The organism is Sphingobium sp. TB-6, assembly GCF_012927365.1.
Classification (GTDB): Bacteria; Pseudomonadota; Alphaproteobacteria; order Sphingomonadales; family Sphingomonadaceae; genus Sphingobium.
In genome coordinates this window covers 324,329-341,414 of the sequence record NZ_JABBGL010000001.1, presented here as the reverse complement: position 1 = coordinate 341,414, position 17,086 = coordinate 324,329, and the positions used below count along the sequence as shown (strand labels likewise).

Here is a 17,086-nt window from a genome sequence, read left to right as displayed (position 1 = left end):
GGTCAATCCATTCTCAATATTCCAGGAAATGTCCTCATGGCCGACACCCAACAGCCCGACTACACGACTTTGACGGTTCAACTGCTGAGCGCTTTTGTTTCGAAGAACAGCGTCTCCAGCGATGAACTTGCTGGTCTCATCCATGCGACCCGGACGGCCTTGATGACTGATACAGCGCCTGTCGTCGAGGACGCGCCCCAATATGTTCCGGCTGTCAGCATTCGCAAAAGCCTTGCATCCCGCGAGCATATCATCAGCCTGATCGACGGACGTCCATACAAGACCCTCAAGCGGCATCTCGCGAGCCATGGTCTGACGCCGGACGAATATCGTGCCCGCTATGGTCTGCCCCAAAGCTATCCGCTCGTTGCACCGAGCTATTCCGATCAGCGCCGTGAAGTCGCGAACAAGCTGGGCCTGGGCCGGCTCCCCGCCACTGCCAAGGTGGCGGAGGCCGCACCGGCTGCAAAGGCAGCGGCGCCAGCTTCCAAGCCCGCCACCAGCAAGAAGGCAGACACCAAGGCCGCCGCCGCGCCCGCGAAGAATAATGCCACTGCCGAACCCGCCAAGACACCGGCAGTTGTGACAGTCAGCGATAAGGTTCCGGCCAAGGCAGCGCCGAAGGTGGTAGCGCCTTCGACTTCCAGCAAGGCTCCCGCCAAGACATCGAAGCCCAAGGCGCAAGCGAAGCCCGCAAAGGCGGCTCCTGAAAAGGCGGCAAAACCAGAGGTGAAGGCGAAGGCGAGCCCGGCCGCCGCGAAGACTGGCAAGAAGCTGGTTGCCGCCAAAGCAGTCCCTGATGCCAAGGCGACGACGCCTGCGGCGGACACAACCAAGTCGGCACCCAAAGCTGCGCGCAAAAAGCTTGGCATCAAGATTCCCTCGGACGAGCCGACATCATCGGCGAGCGGCGAACCGGCGGCAGCAGTAACCGAAACCGCATGAGGCTGAATGCCGCCTTCGGCTGTTTCAACGGGTCGAAGGCGGCATGATCGGGATGAAATCCGAGCGGCGGCTGTCAGGATCGTTCAACGATAATAGCGTTGAGGATTGTTTCCGCCTTCTCGGGTGGCAGAAATAATCTCGTCTTATACTGGATGATTTCACTGAACGCGCCGCGCGCCTTCAGCCATTCCCTGTCATGAGGCTGGAAGTCCCGTATCTCTATTCTGCGACTGCCGTTGACGATCGACGATATCAGTCTCGCCCCGCCAAGGCCGGGGACAAAAGCCCCCTCTCCATTTTGCGCCGCGGCAATCAATTCTTCAGCGCTCAGCTTCATGGCCCGTTCAAGCCCAAACGCCGATTGCAACTTGTCGAGGGCCGATGGCCTGATGATACGGCCCAGCACCGATAATCCCGTGCCATCGTCGATCCGCCAGACACGAACGTCGTCTTGCGGCAATTTGTGCCATACAGGTAACAGCAGACCGGTAGCGACGCTGATGGTTTCCACGTCGAGCCGTGCCTCGGTCTCAGCGACTTCAGCATCCCAGAGGTCCTTGAACGTCGGGCGGCTGATCACGGTCCAGTGGCTATGCCCAAGCGCTGCGATTTCCATGCGTGATGTACCGGTCGGCCGGACCAGCTGGCACATGGCAATGGGCCGCCCGTCCTCGTCCGTGATCGACCAGGATGGCACGCGCAAGGCGACGCGACCGGACCGACCGTTGCGCAGAAAGGCGATGTCGCGGGTCTCTTCCCAGAGATGCATGAGGCGGTTCCAACTGGTCGCGTGCGGACGCAAATGGAGTTCCAGGCGCATGAGCTTTGTTTCCGCGCCCGTCACCGGATCGGTCCGAAGGACCTGATCCGACAAGGTGACGATCTTCTCCGCACGGATCGTTTCGACGCCAAGATCCAAGGTGCCCGCCTCACGCGCAGCGTCCACGCGGGCCTGGATGAGGCCCATATATTCTTCGAAGATGGCGTTCTGGGTCGCGATCCGCAGAGCCAGGATGCGATTAAGCCAGCGCTGGATCGGCGGGAGCCGTTCGAGCAATGCGCCGCCATCGTCGACAAGCTTGAGACCGGTCATGTCCATGAAGTCGTTGAGGGTGACACTGGCGAGCTTTCCCGCGCCCAGCAGATGATACCATTGCGTCAGCGCTTCGCGCGCATAATCGCTTTCGAGATTGTCGGCCGGATCGAAGAGATTTTGTCCACCGGTCTGACGCTGGCCGCGCGTCAAAGCGCCCAGGCTGTCGAGGCGCCGGGCAATCGTGCTGATAAAACGCCGCTCGCCTTTGCAGTCGGTCGTCACCGGCCGGAACACCGGTGGAAACGCCTGGTTGGTACGGTGCGTGCGCCCCAGGCCCTGGATCGCAACGTCCGCGCGCCAGCCCGGTTCGAGCAGGAAATGAATGCGGCGCTTGTGCGCGCTCTTGCAGGCAAGATCGGCATGATAGGATCGGCCGGTCGACCCGGCGTCGCTGAAGACCAGGATCGACTTGATCCCATCCATGAAAGCCCGCGTTTCCGCAATATTGGCGCGGGCACTGCGGCGCTCGACCTTCTGGCGGCCATGGCTGTCGATGACTATGCGTCGTGAGCGGCCTGTTACCTCGGCGACCATATTGGTCCCGAAATGCGCGATCATGGCATCGAGCGCGGCGGGCACAGCCGGCAGGGAGCATAGTTCCTCGATCAGGGCTTCACGCGCCGCGATCGCCTCCTGGCAGTGAACCGGCCGCCCCTCGGAATCGGCCATAGGCTCCGATCGCATGCTGTCGTCGCTCGCGCGGAAGACCCGCATCTGGCGCGTGGGGAAGGCGGATGTGAGATAGTCGATAAGGATCTGAAGCGGTGACAAATCCAGATCCAGCGTAGCGCGTTCTTCCGCCGACAGGCCCGCAAGACGACGATCCAATATAGCTTCCGCAGTGGTGACGAGTTGGACGACGACCGCGTGCCCTGCGGCGATCTCGGCCTCGAACGCCTTGATCGCCGTGGGCATCTTCATGGAGATCAGCAGCTGCGAAAAGAAGCGTTGCTTGGCGCTCTCAAACCGGCTGAGCGCCGCCCCCTTGGCCTGGGCGTTGAGGGTCGCACCCGACATGCGGTCGACGATGTTGGAGGCTTCCAGGACTTTCTGGAGTCCGCGATGGACGATCGCCCAGCTATCCGCGTAAGCGTCGTAGATCGCAATCTGATCTGCGGTCAGCTTATGTTCGAGCGGCTCATATTCGACGCCGGCGAAACTCAATGCCCGGGCGGTATAATGCCCCATGGCTTTCAAGTCGCGGGCCACGATTTCCATGGCGGCAATGCCGCCGTCGTCCATGGCAGCCATGAAGGCATTGCGATCGGTAAAGGCGGTGCCCGGTCCCCACAGACCAAGCCGCGAGGCATAGCTCAGATTTTCAGGCTTGGTGGCGCCGGTCGCCGAGACATAGGCGATGCGTGCGCGGGGGAGCGCATTTTGGAGCCGGACGCCAGCCAGGCCCTGGTCCGAGCCCTTTGCGGTCCCGAAATCATTTTCGGTCCCGGCGGCATTGCCCATGGCGTGGGACTCATCGAACAGGATGACCCCCTCGAAATCCGATCCGGTCCATTGAAGGATCTGTTGCAGGCGGGTGGCGGTCTCATGGCGCGCGGAGCGCAACGTTGCATAGGTGAGGAAGAGAATGCCCGAAGCCATGCTGATCGGCTGCCCGATGGGGAAAGCGTCCAGGGGCTGGATATCGATGGGAAGGCCGCCAAGGGCGCTCCAGTCCCGGCGCGCATCCTCGAGCAGGGCTGCGCTCCGCGATATCCAGATGGCGCGGCGATTGCCCCTGTTCCACTGGTCGAGGATGCAGCCGGCACCCTCCCGGCCCTTGCCGACGCCCGTACCGTCGCCGATGAAATAGCCGGAGCGGTAGAACCGCCCCTGCGCATCCTCATGAAGCTGGTCGCCGGCGCTATTTGGGGTGAATGTGCCAGGCAGGTCCCTCGCAAAAGCTTCACCGGCGTGGATGATTGTTTCGAGCTGCGCCTCGGACAGCTGCGTCCGGGCGCTGCGCTGAAGCATCGGCCGCCAGTTCGGCGCGGGCGGCAGGACCGACGCCATGGCCATGGATTCGACAAGCTGGTCGGGATGCCGCGTTGCCCCCTCAATTGTCATCCGGGCAAGCCGCCAGGGCGTATAGAGCCCAACCGGCTCACCGGGCGGCACGGGCTCGTCCAGGATCTGATAATCTAAGGGTTCCGGATCATCCTTCTCGTCAGGCCATCGCGCCGGTGGAGCAAGGCGCGGCGATGCAAGCGCACTGAAAAGCGGCGACGGGGCAGCGCCGCGTGGCGGCCGAGGCCGGAATCTTGCCACGGGCGCGGATGGTTCAGGTAGTGAAGAGCCGTCCAGCCTTGGCGGCAGTGCCAGGACAGGGGCCAGCGCCGCGCGGATATCGGGCGCGCAATGACAGGTTGCAGACCCCGTCCAACCCTTGTCGAACAGGAGCAGGCGGACGGCGATGCTCGTCCCGTGTTTGGCATAGGGCGATCCCAATATCGTGATCTCGGCGCGGGGCGGCACTACCTCTGCCACCGAAGCATAAGCCGCCGCGCCGCTGCCATCGGCGGCAAAGGTTGAAGGCATGATCGCAACGCAGCGTCCACCTGGCGCCAGGCGCAATAGTGCCGAACGCAGATGGCGGGCGCCGCCATGTCGGTCCCGGCCCCTGCCCTCGCTGCGGCTGAAAGGCGGATTGATGAGGATGACGGAGGGACTGATGTCCACCGGCAAATGGTCATGGATGAATTCAGCGTCATGGGTGGTGACTGCCTGCCCCATGACAAGCGCGAGCAGCGCGGCGCGGGCCGGATCGCGTTCGTTGAGCGTGATTTGCGCTGGTGCCGCCCCGCAATGGGCCAGCAGCATGCCTGTGCCGGCCGAAGGCTCCAGGAGGCGATCATCGGTGCCGATCCGGGCCGCCTGGTTGACGAGCCAGGAGAGGGCAAGCGGCGTGCTGAACTGCTGCATCGCCACCTGATGTTCGGACCGATAGCTGTGGGTCGGAAGCCGGTCCTGGAGGAACAGCAGATCGTCAAATCGCGCTTCAGCCGTCCGGCTTTCCGCTTCGCTGGCCCCGCTCTCGCGAAGGAAAAGGACCTGAGCGGCTTCGAGTGCGTCATAGGCGTCACGCATCGACCAGTCGCCCCATGCATCGCTGGTTCCAAAGCTTTGCGTCATCAGCCGCTTGAGCGTCTGACGGCTGGGCGGCCGGGAGGCCGCCAGCAATGCGGACACGGCTTGGGCAACGTCGAATAGCTGCCGGACCTTTTGAGGCACATCTGCATCGGGCGCCTCGACGGGCGCGAAGAGTGGAAGGGTCATGAAATTTTCCTGGCTGGGGACCGGTTCGGTCGGTCGGCATCCACCTGCGCCGGACATGCGACCGGACAGGGCGGATGCAAAAAGGGGCCGCAGCGCAAGGCGACAGCCCCAAGGATGATCAATGCAGGCTGTCAGGCTGCCTGGGCGATGTCGTCGTTCTCAGCCGGGGGCAGCACTTGCGCATCCGCGGCAATATCTTCACCGCTTGCGCCCGGTTCGATGTCGTCTTCATCCGGCTCAACCGGCGGGCTGAAGCGCATTGCGTCGGGCAGCCAGGCCAACGCCTTTTCCTTGAGGTCAGCCTCGATGATCAGCGCGCCGGAGAAAAGCTTTTCGGCCGACAAGGCGAGATCATGCTTTTTCGAGGCGCTGTAACGGCTGCTGAGTTCAATCCCGCCAATCCCCTCGAACTCCGACAGGATCGACGCCTTGCTGATCCGGTCGAAATAGTTGTTCGCGGTGGGCCGCCACCATGAAGCGACGTCGATTTCCAGTTTCTGACCCAGGTGATCGATAAAGTGACTCCCGGATTGACCAGCAGGAACGGCCTGCATCGTACGGGCAATCAACCAGCCGAACCAGGCGGCTCGGGCTTCCTCAGCAAGCGCGCAAAAGGCGTCATAGCGTTCCCGCTCATCGGTAGGTTCGGTCCAGCTGCGATCAAGGCTGGCGTCGCACTTCATCCACTCCTCGGCTGCCGATGTCCCACTCTTATAGTCGGTGAGCCGGGAAAAAGGCGCATTGGCACGCAACTCGGTGGCAAGATCACTGGTCCGATATTTCCGGGTCGCAGCGTCAGCCATATAGAAGGTGGCGAGATCGAGCGCGAAGCGGGGATCGCTGGCGACATGGATACGGAGCAGCTCGGCCTTCATCTCAGCCAGTTCCTCGGCCAGACGCTGGCTGATGCGAGGCTTGGCCGAAACCTCTTCATCCGATGCGGCCTCTTCCTCCGCATCCTCGCCGGATGGCTCTTCCTCCTCATCGACAGGCTCGGCCGACGGGGCGATGTAGAGCTGCTCATGGATGCGCGGCTGCCCGTCCTGCCCGATCACAACATAGGCCAGAGCGGAGGCCTTCTGTTCTTCGGTCAGAATCGGCGCGCGTTGCTGGATCGCCTCATATTCCGCATTCAGCCGATCATAACGTGCCTCGGCCTCTTCCTCGCTTTCGTCGGTGTCGGCGGGATTTTCGAAGCCTTCAAGTTCCGTTTCGATGTCGGCCAGACGCTGTTCCTGCTCCTGCGTCAGCGGCGGTTGCTCACCATCGACAGGCTTCAGACCCCAGGTGGCGCTATAAGCGATATGGGTGGTCGGCACGACGCGGATTTCTCCAAAGCCTTCCCGTTCCTGGATCGCCTCGGCGGCCTGCGCCAACTTGTCACTCGCAATTTGGCTGAGCAGATCGCCATCGATCCACATCTCGGTGGCGTTGTCGGTGAAGAGATCGCTGTCGATCCGGCCACCAGCGGCGAGATAGGCCTCGCGTCCGACGAGTAGGGCTTTGGGATCGCTGCCCCGATAGCTGCCCTGTGCCAGCTGACGCCGAATCTCGCTCACATTGGCGCGGTAATAGCCCTGGCCCAGCTCTTCGAAGACGTTCGCTTGGCGCGCGGGATCGGGGCTACTGCCATAAGCCATGGCCACCTCGATGCTGATTTCACCATCGCGCAGTGCGTCAAACACGCAGGGCGCCAGATCAGCGAGGCGAAGCCGGCCAAGCACGAAACGCTCGGTCAACCCGAACCGTTTGGCGATCTCGGCCGGCGTCTTGCCCTCGGTCTGGACGATATCCTGAAAGGCCTGGCAGGTGTCCGCAGGCGACATGCTTAACTTGAAGAAATTCTCTTCAAGGCTGGTCGCGATCGCATCCTTGGCTTCGCGAAGGACGAGGACGGGAACCTGATAATCCGCCGCGAAGATGCCCTTTTCGATCAGGCGATGGACTGCGTCGAGGCGTCGGCCGCCCGCAGCGATGCGGTAATGGCCCTTCTTGCGGGAGACGGGCAGGCCGATGAGATTCTGCCTTATGCCCTTGGCAGCGATATTGGCTTCGAGCTGAGCATCGGCGACGGGGTCGCTGGCCTTGCGGACGTTAGACGGCGATTTGGTAAGGTTCGCTGCGGGAACGAGTATAGGAAGCTGGTTCATGGAATAGTTCTCCTGGCGAGGGAACCTGACCATCAGGCCCCCTCTCGCCACCAGTACCTCCCCCACTTCCCTTCCATCTTGTGGACATCGTTCCAGTCGTTCATGCCCATGGGCGGCCAGATCGTCTGTACCATTCGGCCAGGGTCTTGATAGGCGATAAGGGCTTTGGCCGCGCTCAATTGCCCGGCCCGATCATTGTCGGGAAGCAGGATGAGGCGCGTCACCCGAGAGGGCAGCGCGATATTATGGAGACGTTCGCTGCCCAGCGTTGCCCAGACGGGGATGTCGAGCAGGGCCATGGCCGAGATTGCAGTCTCGATGCCCTCTGCCAAGCCGAGCGTATCCGTCGCTGGAGCCAACATGACCGCCCCCTGTCGCGGTCCTCCTAGCATCTGCCGCGGATTGATCAGATCAGGTGCGAGACAGCCAGAATGCGGGTCGAGGAAAGTCCGGTGGACGGCAACGAAGCGGCTGCGGTCGTGCAGGGCTGTGATGATAGCCGGCCTGAATGTGCATGATTGTTCCCTGCCGAGGGGTGTTCGGGGATGGAACCGCAGGGAGCAGGGAGCCGCCTGGATTGCGCGGCTGCGGAGATAATTTTCCCCGATCGTTCCAGCGAGGGGCATGCTGGACTGCCAGAGATCATGCGCGCGCTGCAGATTCCAGGATGAGGGCCGCGACCGGGTCGGCGAAGGGATGGCTATCGATTGTAGGGTGCCGCGATCAATAGCCCGGACGATCCGCAGCACGTCTCTCGTGTCGCAGCCAGCGAAACATTTGAACAGAAGCGCTCTCTCGCCGACCCGCACGGATAGGCTGGGCGTATGGTCATCATGTGCGGGGCAGCGGCACATTCCACCTTGTGGTGTCCATATTCCACCCAGCTTCTCGACGATCCTGCGCCCTTGCGCGTCCAGCAGCGAAACCATCACAGGTCAGCCGGGAAAATCCATGCCCTCATGCGCAGACGACTGCGCAACGGTGCGGATCGCACGCCGCAGGTGCATGCGTATTTTCCAGCGAGGGATCGCAAATCGCTCGGTGATTGCATCGACTCCCATGCCATGATGCACCCGAAGAGCGAGTATCGCCGCAGTCAGCGGAGGCATGGCATCAACCGCCGACTTCAGCACTGGGTCCAAAGGCCGTTCTAATCCGGTTTCTTCCTTCACCCTCCGACACATTGGGTCGCTCCTAACGAATGGAAGGTCTTCGGGATCGTGGGCGCAGACTCGGTCACAGGGATCCGTCAGCACCGATCGCGGCCCATTTTGATCATGCCGATTGTGACTTGCGGCGGTTGCAAGATAGACCCTGATCGCCCGCGCTACCGCAGCGTCGCTACCAGAGCCGCGACGCCAGGGACGGACCGACATCAGACCACGCAATGCCTGAAAACCCAGCCACCATCTCATGGGAATCTCCGAGTTGAAGGAACGAGTGCAACCCAATGGCCGCATCACTCCCCCTCCCCCTTTCCTTCCCATGGCTGGGCGGTATCCAGATTCCTAGATCATGTCGGCCATCGGCCTCGCGTATCCCACACCATGGCGGAAGAATTTGGCAGGCCCGTTCTGCGCCCATTCTCCGTTGCTTTTGTGTTTCAGTTTCATGACACTGCAGCCATGCGACACCGACCGCGCATGGATGTCCGGGGCGAATTCGAGACGGTCAGGATGTGGAGGTAGTGACGAACATGCCGCTCGACCCTGACGCGATCGACTGGGAGCCTCATCGAGAGCAACTCGAACGCTTTAACAACCTTGAGCGCGAAGTGCTTAAAAGGTCCGGGCATGGATTTAGCGCGAAGCAAATCGCCAAGCAGGTCGGCACTAGCCAAAACATGGTCACCAAGGCGATCTTCACAGGACGCACGCGCCTGGGCGGCCAATATTCAAAAGCTGAAGCGGGACGCATTGTGATTGCCTGGGAAGCTGCCATGGAGGCGGCCAAGAAAGCGGCCGAAGAAGGGGTACATTCTTTATACCCCCAAAAATTATACCTTCCGCAGCGCGATGATTTCGGACCAGATGAACCCGCTGATGTCCAAGCGGATGCACAGATTCCACATGCAGAGCCACCGGCGTTGGAACAGGATGCTTTGTCCAGCTTCCTCCGCCGTCTGGCCCGTCGGAACATTTTGATGCTCCGCACAAGCGGGAGGCAAGATAATGACCTGAAGCTATTATTGACCCTGGCCGTCATTGCGGCCGTTGCCGTCCTCGCTCTTGTCATGGCAGGGTCGGCCGCTTCGCTGCTTACAGCGCTCAATAGCGCATATACTTAAGGCAGCCTTTTCCACATCGTCAAATGCAACGACCCGCTCCGTCCGGACGCGGGAAGGAGAAATCATGCGCTCACAACGTCAAACCATCGCCAAATCCGTGGCCGGAAAACTCTTTGCCGCCGAAGAGGCCATCGACATCGCGGCAGCCAGGATTGCAGAGCTCAACGCCGCCCTGCCGATTGCCAGGCTGGATGCCCGCTTTGCAGCAGCCATCGGCCAGAATGCGCTCGTCAGTTCGGCATCGGCTGTCATGCTGATCGCCCAGACGCGGCAGGAGATCATCACGACCCACGCCAATCTCAAACAGACCAACGACGATGTCGGGCTAGCAGAGGTGGGCTATGGCGACCTGTTCAAGGCCGAGCACAAGCAGCAGCCCCCAGAGGGTCGCCATCTGCGGGCGGCATGATCCCAGCGGGCGGCAGCGGTTGACGGGTGGAAGCAGTTATGTGCTTTTCATACTGTTATGACACGACAATCTGGATTTCTACTGCTGCTGATCCTGAGCTGCCTCTATGCAATGATGAGGGGCGGCCGACCCGAAAGGATCGGGGCGGCCACCCTCTTCGGCGGCGCCTGCCTATCCGTGATCGTCGTTGATCCGTTTGGCGGGCGGTTTCGTCACATTGAGCCGGGTCTGCTTTTGACGGACTTTGCAATGCTGGGCATTTTTCTATGGCTTTCAGTCCGAAGCACGAGATTCTGGCCGCTCGGAATCGCGGGATTGCTGCTGGCGGAAGTGATTGTTCATGCCGTGCGGGGAGCGATGCCGAACATCGTTCCCAAGGCCTATATCGATGCGGTCGGCTTCTGGAGCTGGTTCGCGCAATTATTTTTGGTGGTGGGGACATGGCGGCACGGAAAACGCATGAGACAGCGGAATGTCGACAAACCCTGGAAGAGCTGATCAGGCTTACCTGCCCGGGTCGCGCGAATGAACTGTCCAATCGGCTGGTGGATCGCTTCGGTTCGCTGGGCGACGCAGTAGCAGCGCGCACGGCAGACAGAACCGCAATCCTGGATGGCGTGCCCGAGGTGGAACGGACCATTCAATGCCTGCGAAAGGCCATGAACCAAATCCTGCACGGTCGAATCCAACAAAGGCGCGTCATGTCGAATGAGAGGGCGCTGCTCGATTATCTCCGCATGGCCATGGCGTTCGAACCGATCGAACAGTTTCGGGTCATATTTCTGAACGCAGCCAATGAGTTGCTGGCGGATGAGATACTGGGAATTGGAACCGTGTCCCGAGTCCATCTCTATCCGCGAGAGGTGATGAAGCGCTGCCTCGAAATTGGCGCCACGGCCATCATCCTGGTGCACAATCACCCAGCCGGAACCGCTGAGCCGTCACGGGCCGACCGGAATTTAACGCAACAGATGATGGCCGCGGCGCAACCGCTCGCCGTCACGGTTCATGACCATCTGGTGATCTGCCGAGATGGATATGTGAGCTTTCGTAAAGCTGGTCTGATGTAGGTTCCGGCGCCCTGGCTGGGTATCGCCCCAGCCCCACGCGGCACCATCAGCACGCACCAACAATTCGTCATGAAATGGGAATTCAGCTTCCACGGGAAGGGAGTGCGCAAATGACGCAGATGATGCCAATAAACCGCAGAACGGCGATGTGCCGCAGGCTTATCGATATGCGGAATGCCGTTGGCGACGCGCTCGGCTATGAATTTTGTCCCAGCCCGATCTGGGACATGCTCCTCGATCTGTATCTCGCGCGGCACGAAAATCGAGGCGTCTATCTTTGGTCCCTGTATATGGTCGCGCATGTTTCGCCGTCGACGGCGCAGCGCAGGGTTGTGGAAATGGAGCGGCAGGGCCTGCTCATGCGGGAGTTGTCCGACCGCGATCGCCGCTGCATCGGCGTCGAGATGACGGAAGGTGGCGTTGATAAGATGAACAGCCTGCTCGACCGGCTGATCGGCATCTGTCACACCTCGCCCTTATGACATGGCGGAGCGGCCCGGTCCGGTCAGCCCGTCCGACCAAAAGCGCCATGAACGCGGTGAAGGATTTTTGTTGGCCGCAATAGTGAGTTGCGGCATGCACGTTTTCGCCATGGCTCAGTCGTCGAGCGTGCGGGCGAAACGAACCACGCGGTCGATTTCCTCGGGCTTGCCTCTGATCAGGTCGATCCGGCGCCTGCCGTCGAATGCCGGTTCTCCCCCAACCAGAAACTGGAGGATCGCCCATCCACTTGATCGGGGCGCTGCAGCAAGAAGCTGTGGGATGGCGGGCCGAACGCTGTTGCCGTCGAATTGAAAGCTCGAGAACAGCTTCACACCCCCGTCGTCCAGCATGAGCAGGCGGCGCTCGCGCGCAGCCTTGTAAACCGCCTGGACGGTCTTGTGGCCGAGCAGCTTGCGGACCGACTCCGCGCTGAGGGCCTGTCCAGCCGCCTCCATCATCTGCCGCTTGAAAGTGATTGTCCGGCCGAGTTCCTCGACAATGTCCGGGTTATCGACCTGGGTGGCGGGAATGCCTCGCGCCAGGTTGAGGATGAATTCGGGCAGATCGACGCTTTCGATGGCGATCTTCTTGGCGGCGACCGGCATAACCTTCAGCAAACGTTCGGCGCTCGCCATGATGCGCGCGCGAAGCGCTTCATTCAGGTCGATAGAATTGCCGGTTGTCGGCCATACCATAGGATCACCTCGTTTAATGGAGATGATATTGCATGGAAAGGGGACGAATTCAACGAACGGCCAGAGACAGTCAACTCGGGATTACATCAGGATCGGCTCTTGCCCCTCCCGGTTTCCCGAAGCATAGCGGTGGCGATGAACGAAGAGCTGGCAAAAATTGTGCTGACAGTGCTGCAGCGGGCGCCCGAATGGATTCGGCACGATCTTGGCGCAAAGGACAACAGCCTGCGCGCGCGAGCCGAAGAGGTTTTGGCAGCGATGGTGGAAGCTGCGGTCCGGGAGCACGACTTAGCCTCGTAATCGATCGGGTTGCTCACCATGGAGTAGCAATTCTCCAACTGCTTCACGTGGTCCGGTATCATTGAGGCTCGTTGCGGCCACCCGGGGATGACAGGCACATGTGAGCGGGTGTGCAATCGCAGTTTGATATATCGATATTTTGCTAAGTCATACCTTCTAAAATGAATGATTTTCAAACTGGACTTCGGTTTAAAAATATTCCAAAATACCAAGTATGGCTTATCCTTCGAAAAGAAAGCTAAACCGCCTACAGCAGCTTCCCGAAAGCGTGCTGGTTGATGCCGCGTGGCTTGAACGCCACGGCTATTCGTCATCGCTGCGTAGCCAATATGTCAAACGGGGCTGGCTGCATCAACCAGCGCCGCGCGTTTATCGCCGAGCTTCCGGCCAGCCCACCTGGCAGCAGGTCGTCACATCCCTCCAATCGTTCATGGATTACCCTCTGACTGTGGGCGGCCGCACCGCGCTCGAGGAACAGGGCTATGCCCACTATCTGGGTGAACGGCGCGAAGTACACCTCTATGGTCCGCAAAAGGCTCCGGGCTGGCTTGAGGCACTGCCGCTCGACATCATGTTTCGCCGGCATAACAGTCGCCGGCTTTTCCCGGATAGTCCCGAACTGGCGCCGGCTTCGGCGCCCCCCGAAAACACGGATTCGCTACTGCCCGGCGGCTTCATGGCGACCGCTGGCACGATGCAATGGCCACTGCGCCTGTCCTCGCGTGAGCGCGCCATACTCGAATTGCTCGACGAGTTACCCACCCACGAAAGCTTCCATCAGGTCGATATGCTGATGGAGGGGCTCACCAACCTTAGCCCTCGCCACCTGCAGCCGCTTCTCGAAAGCTGCCAGAGCGTCAAGGTAAAGCGCCTGTTCTTTTTCTTTGCCGACCGTCACCGCCATGCATGGCTGGATGGCCTCGACAAGAAGGCCGTCGATTTGGGTTCCGGCAAACGCCTGCTGGTCAAGGGCGGCAAGCTTGATCCGACCTATCTCATCACCGTTCCGGGGGACCTCGATGGCCTATCTTGACCAGTATCGCGATCAGGTCGCCCTGCTCGTGCGCGCCATCCCGTTCGTTGCTACTGAAAATGATTTTGCGCTCAAGGGCGGCACGGCGATCAACCTGTTCGTAAAAGACTTGCCCCGCCTCTCGGTGGATATCGACCTTGCATATCTGCCGGTCGCCGATCGGGCCACATCGCTCGCGGCGATCGACACGGCCATGGCACGTATCGCCGATCGCATCGAAAAGGGCATCCGGGGCGCTCGCGTGACGCCGAGCCGGATGCGCGCGGAGAATGTGATCACCAAACTGGTCGTCAGGCTGGACAACGCGCAGATCAAGATCGAGGTGACACCCGTCTTGCGCGGCACGGTCTATGACCCCACCGAAACCTCCGTCACCTCTCCCGTCGAGGATGCATTCGGCTTTGCGCACATGCAGGTCGTTTCCCTCGCCGATCTCTATGCCGGGAAACTCGTCGCGGCGCTGGACCGCCAACACCCCCGCGACCTGTTCGATGTCCGCGAACTACTCGCGGGCGGCGGCGTCGACGATGCGCTACGCCGCGCATTCATCGTTTACGCCATCAGCCATGATCGCCCCCTGTCGGAAATCCTCGCTCCCACCCGGAAACCGCTCGAAGAAGAATTCGCGCGCGGCTTCGATGGAATGACGCGCGAACCGGTAGCACTCGACGCGCTCATCGAGGCGCGCGAGGCGATGATCGCCACCATGATCGCGGACATGCCCAATGCGCACCGGCATTTCCTGATCGGCTTCAAACAGGGGGAACCAGATTGGTCGTTACTAGACGTGTCCAACGCGTCGACTCTTCCCGCCGTGAACTGGAAAATGCACAATCTCGGCAAACTCTCCGCCGAACGGCGCAACGCCCTCGTGGAAAATCTGCGAAGCGTGCTGTTTTCCGAGTGAATGCCGTCCACAGCATATCGAAGAAGGGAGGAATTGGCGCCGGACGCAGTTCCATACAGCGCGCCCTTCAATCTTGTTTGAGCTCGTTTCGTTCGCCACGATGTGCCAACATTTCCCGAAGATAAAATGTTCTCGGTCTTTGATTGGCGAGTCGTGCGCATGACACCGGAAAATCGTCAGACAGTGCCTATTCTGCTGAGCGATCTCATCGACGCGCTCGAATTTGTCAGCACTTCCCAATATGACGAACATCACGCCTATATTTGCAGGCAATCGGGCCGCATCCTTTTTCTGGCCGACAGCGTCGACATGGACGATGCGGCGGAGCTGCCTGACGATCCGGAGGCCGCAGGCTATATCCTGGTGCCCCATCGACGCGACCTCGACCTTGGGAAAAAGCTGGCGCTCGCATTCGCCGCCGAGGAACTGCCAGAAGCACAGATGGACGTACGGGACATTTTCAGCCGGAAAGGCGCCTACAGGCGTTTCAAAAATCTGCTCGAGGCGAAGGCCGTGCTTGAAAGATGGTATGCCTATGAAGAACGCGCGGTCGAAGCGGCCATGTGCCGATGGTGCGACGATGTTGGCTTGACCTGGACCCGCGATACCCATCCAGATGAGACAGGCAGGAGTTGAGCGGAGAATGATGCCGCGCATATCATGCGACGAATGCCATAGCGGCGTTCCAGACTTCGAAATAACGCATTTCGGGAGCCTCGAGGCCGGTTACCGGGATCTTTGCAGCCGCTGCCATAACGAGGAGGTCGCCCGCCGGAACGGGCTGACCTTCACCCATATCGCCTTCCTGCCAATGGAATTGCTCGATGCGAACGGGGCCGGGCATCGGTTCCATTTTGTGCTGCGGCTCCTTGGCATGATGCTGTCGCTTGAGGCTGTCGAGGTCAAAGGCGGACAACGGGCAGGTTACGAATTCCAGGTGCATGGCGCTGCGAACGCGGATCCCTTTGATCTCATGACGCGCCTGCTCGAACGGATGCGGCATGATCTTGCCACGACCTACCTGGTCAAAGGCGATCTGGGGTTGGCCATTTCGGGAATGACAGTTCGAGGCCAATTCACCTGCGACCCTGAATCCGCCGATTATATGCCGCTGCTGGTCATCGATGGGCGGGAGGTGAGTTGGGAGCAATTTGGTCGCATGCTCATGACCTTTGAGGGATGGCGAATCCATCTCGAAATCCAGGACCCCAGCGAGGAAGTCTGAGAGTATCGGTCTTCAATGATCCAATTCCATGAACCGCAAATATCGTGCATGGTTGGGAACGATCAGGCAGCCGCTTTCAAATCGGAAAGCGGGATCATGAGCGTCATCTCGTTGGTGGGTGATTGCAGGAAACCGCACGCCAAGTAAAATTGCTTCGCGTCATCACTGATTGCATGGACGATCATGCCACGGACGCCGACAAGGTCAGCGGCGGCAATCACCCGGCGGCCGGCGTCGCGGATGAGAGCCCTTCCAAAACCTTTGCCGTGTATGGACTGGTCGATCGCCAAACGAGCCAGAGTTATAACCGGAATGGGATCTGGCATATTTCGGCGGAAGCGGCCTACGGCCTCCGCACAGGCGATCGAACTGGAGGCCAGCGAATAATAGGCGATGACGCGCGCGTCATCGCACAGGACGAAAGTTCTGCTGGCTCCGCTTTCATGATTGGCACGCGCGCGGCGCCTTAGCCAATCGTCAAGCGAAGCCGTGCCGGAGGTGAATTCGTCAAGCAGATGACCGTCATCGAGCGGCACCGGAGCGATGAGCGTCACTGGGACTCCCAGGGCGCGGGCGTCTGCATGGTTTTGCGAAGCTGCTCATTCGCTTGCGCGGGGCGGTCGAGCATGGCCAAAAACTCGCCATAGGCTTCGGGCGATACAGAAATGACACGTTGGTCGAGGATGGCATCCTCGGCAGCCTTCCTGGACGCAGCAATCATGAAGTCGGAGCGGGTGCGGCCAAGCATGTTTGCCGCCCGATCGATCAGGGACTGCGTGTCCTTTCGAACACGCAGATTGACGGCCTGAAGTGGCGTTTCCGAGGAGGCGGTGGTACGTGGCATGCCCTTGATCCTTTAAACCTCTCCCTACCATGAAAGATACACGGTGTGTATCTATTATTTTGGAATGCGGGATCGCAGACGAATTTCCGGATCGGGAATGGTAAATTTCGGCATTTAACGGCGATGAACGGCGCGTTGCCGAGCGGCCGGACTGATCCCCTTTGGAATGACATCACTCATACTCACGGTACTGGCGAAAAACAGGCTTAGCGGCGCTGCGCTAGCCACCGTGAGCAGAAATGGTGTATTATACACCACCCGACAAATTCGAGCTTGCTTCAAGGCGTTAATCGCGCAAACTAGGCCCGCTTCCGGGAAGAGAACGGAAGTGGGGCGTGGAAACCCCTTCACCTTGCTCGGTCACAGTTT

Annotated in this window: 19 protein-coding genes; 11 read left to right on the top strand and 8 right to left on the bottom strand. The window is 60.4% G+C overall.

Translation table 11 applies throughout. The features are described from left to right. Positions 1-36 precede the first annotated feature (36 nt). Positions 37-945 carry a MucR family transcriptional regulator gene (locus HHL26_RS01465; protein ID WP_082749147.1) on the top strand — a complete coding sequence of 303 codons (909 nt, stop codon included), beginning with the start codon at positions 37-39 and terminating at the stop codon, positions 943-945. Between the two features lie 73 nt (positions 946-1,018). Here HHL26_RS01465 and HHL26_RS01460 read toward each other — a convergent pair whose 3' ends face one another. The 4 genes from HHL26_RS01460 to HHL26_RS01445 all read right to left on the bottom strand — a co-directional run bounded on the left by HHL26_RS01460 (position 1,019) and on the right by HHL26_RS01445 (position 8,636). After that, positions 1,019-5,314 carry a strawberry notch-like NTP hydrolase domain-containing protein gene (locus tag HHL26_RS01460; protein ID WP_240962261.1) on the bottom strand — a complete coding sequence of 1,432 codons (4,296 nt, stop codon included), beginning with the start codon at positions 5,312-5,314 and terminating at the stop codon, positions 1,019-1,021. 131 nt (positions 5,315-5,445) lie between these two features. Next, positions 5,446-7,464 carry a ParB/RepB/Spo0J family partition protein gene (locus HHL26_RS01455; RefSeq protein ID WP_066563202.1) on the bottom strand — a complete coding sequence of 673 codons (2,019 nt, stop codon included), beginning with the start codon at positions 7,462-7,464 and terminating at the stop codon, positions 5,446-5,448. A 32-nt stretch (positions 7,465-7,496) separates the two neighbouring features. After that, positions 7,497-7,826, bottom strand: a complete 330-nt coding sequence (locus HHL26_RS24160; protein ID WP_237230108.1) for a toprim domain-containing protein — start codon at positions 7,824-7,826, stop codon at positions 7,497-7,499. A gap of 573 nt (positions 7,827-8,399) precedes the next feature. Next, positions 8,400-8,636 carry a sigma-70 family RNA polymerase sigma factor gene (locus tag HHL26_RS01445; protein ID WP_145907674.1) on the bottom strand — a complete coding sequence of 79 codons (237 nt, stop codon included), beginning with the start codon at positions 8,634-8,636 and terminating at the stop codon, positions 8,400-8,402. Positions 8,637-9,151: 515 nt separating this feature from the next. Between HHL26_RS01445 and HHL26_RS01440 the strand changes: the two genes are divergently transcribed. The 5 genes from HHL26_RS01440 to HHL26_RS01420 all read left to right on the top strand — a co-directional run bounded on the left by HHL26_RS01440 (position 9,152) and on the right by HHL26_RS01420 (position 11,712). Continuing rightward, a complete protein-coding gene (locus HHL26_RS01440) occupies positions 9,152-9,751 on the top strand; it encodes a sigma-70 family RNA polymerase sigma factor (protein WP_145907677.1) in 600 nt (199 codons plus the stop codon). A 64-nt stretch (positions 9,752-9,815) separates the two neighbouring features. Beyond that, on the top strand, positions 9,816-10,160 hold the full coding sequence (locus HHL26_RS01435) for a hypothetical protein (RefSeq protein ID WP_066563214.1): 345 nt from the start codon (positions 9,816-9,818) through the stop codon (positions 10,158-10,160). Between the two features lie 177 nt (positions 10,161-10,337). Beyond that, complete coding sequence (locus HHL26_RS01430; protein ID WP_237230110.1) at positions 10,338-10,658, top strand: hypothetical protein; 321 nt, start codon at positions 10,338-10,340, stop codon at positions 10,656-10,658. Next, on the top strand, positions 10,601-11,230 hold the full coding sequence (gene radC / locus HHL26_RS01425; protein ID WP_082749149.1) for a DNA repair protein RadC: 630 nt from the start codon (positions 10,601-10,603) through the stop codon (positions 11,228-11,230). The genes HHL26_RS01430 and radC overlap by 58 nt, the downstream gene beginning before the upstream one ends. 110 nt (positions 11,231-11,340) lie before the next feature. Next, on the top strand, positions 11,341-11,712 hold the full coding sequence (locus HHL26_RS01420) for a MarR family transcriptional regulator (RefSeq protein ID WP_145907680.1): 372 nt from the start codon (positions 11,341-11,343) through the stop codon (positions 11,710-11,712). 114 nt (positions 11,713-11,826) lie between these two features. On the opposite strand, the gene HHL26_RS01415 is transcribed toward HHL26_RS01420, so the two are convergent. Next, on the bottom strand, positions 11,827-12,348 hold the full coding sequence (locus tag HHL26_RS01415; protein ID WP_082749195.1) for a hypothetical protein: 522 nt from the start codon (positions 12,346-12,348) through the stop codon (positions 11,827-11,829). 195 nt (positions 12,349-12,543) lie between these two features. Between HHL26_RS01415 and HHL26_RS01410 the strand changes: the two genes are divergently transcribed. The 4 genes from HHL26_RS01410 to HHL26_RS01395 all read left to right on the top strand — a co-directional run bounded on the left by HHL26_RS01410 (position 12,544) and on the right by HHL26_RS01395 (position 15,284). Continuing rightward, positions 12,544-12,708: a DUF6771 family protein gene (locus tag HHL26_RS01410; RefSeq protein ID WP_169575789.1), complete on the top strand. Its 165-nt coding sequence runs from the start codon at positions 12,544-12,546 to the stop codon at positions 12,706-12,708. A gap of 214 nt (positions 12,709-12,922) precedes the next feature. Further along, positions 12,923-13,741: a type IV toxin-antitoxin system AbiEi family antitoxin domain-containing protein gene (locus HHL26_RS01405; protein ID WP_169575788.1), complete on the top strand. Its 819-nt coding sequence runs from the start codon at positions 12,923-12,925 to the stop codon at positions 13,739-13,741. After that, complete coding sequence (locus HHL26_RS01400; RefSeq protein ID WP_169575787.1) at positions 13,728-14,648, top strand: nucleotidyl transferase AbiEii/AbiGii toxin family protein; 921 nt, start codon at positions 13,728-13,730, stop codon at positions 14,646-14,648. The genes HHL26_RS01405 and HHL26_RS01400 overlap by 14 nt, the downstream gene beginning before the upstream one ends. A gap of 102 nt (positions 14,649-14,750) precedes the next feature. Further along, a complete protein-coding gene (locus HHL26_RS01395) occupies positions 14,751-15,284 on the top strand; it encodes a UPF0158 family protein (protein WP_169575786.1) in 534 nt (177 codons plus the stop codon). Between the two features lie 22 nt (positions 15,285-15,306). On the opposite strand, the gene HHL26_RS01390 is transcribed toward HHL26_RS01395, so the two are convergent. Next, the gene (locus HHL26_RS01390; protein WP_169575785.1) at positions 15,307-15,501 is read right to left on the bottom strand and encodes a hypothetical protein; all 195 of its coding nucleotides are present in this window, start codon (positions 15,499-15,501) and stop codon (positions 15,307-15,309) included. Between the two features lie 21 nt (positions 15,502-15,522). On the opposite strand from HHL26_RS01390, the gene HHL26_RS01385 reads away from it, so the two are divergent. Beyond that, positions 15,523-15,873 (top strand): hypothetical protein, encoded by a 351-nt coding sequence (locus HHL26_RS01385; protein ID WP_169575784.1) that lies wholly within the window; start codon positions 15,523-15,525, stop codon positions 15,871-15,873. Between the two features lie 62 nt (positions 15,874-15,935). Here HHL26_RS01385 and HHL26_RS01380 read toward each other — a convergent pair whose 3' ends face one another. After that, entirely contained in the window at positions 15,936-16,427 is a 492-nt protein-coding gene (locus HHL26_RS01380; protein WP_066563237.1) for a GNAT family N-acetyltransferase, read from the bottom strand. Then, positions 16,424-16,717 (bottom strand): DUF1778 domain-containing protein, encoded by a 294-nt coding sequence (locus tag HHL26_RS01375; RefSeq protein WP_169575783.1) that lies wholly within the window; start codon positions 16,715-16,717, stop codon positions 16,424-16,426. The genes HHL26_RS01380 and HHL26_RS01375 overlap by 4 nt, the downstream gene beginning before the upstream one ends. Positions 16,718-17,086 lie beyond the last annotated feature (369 nt).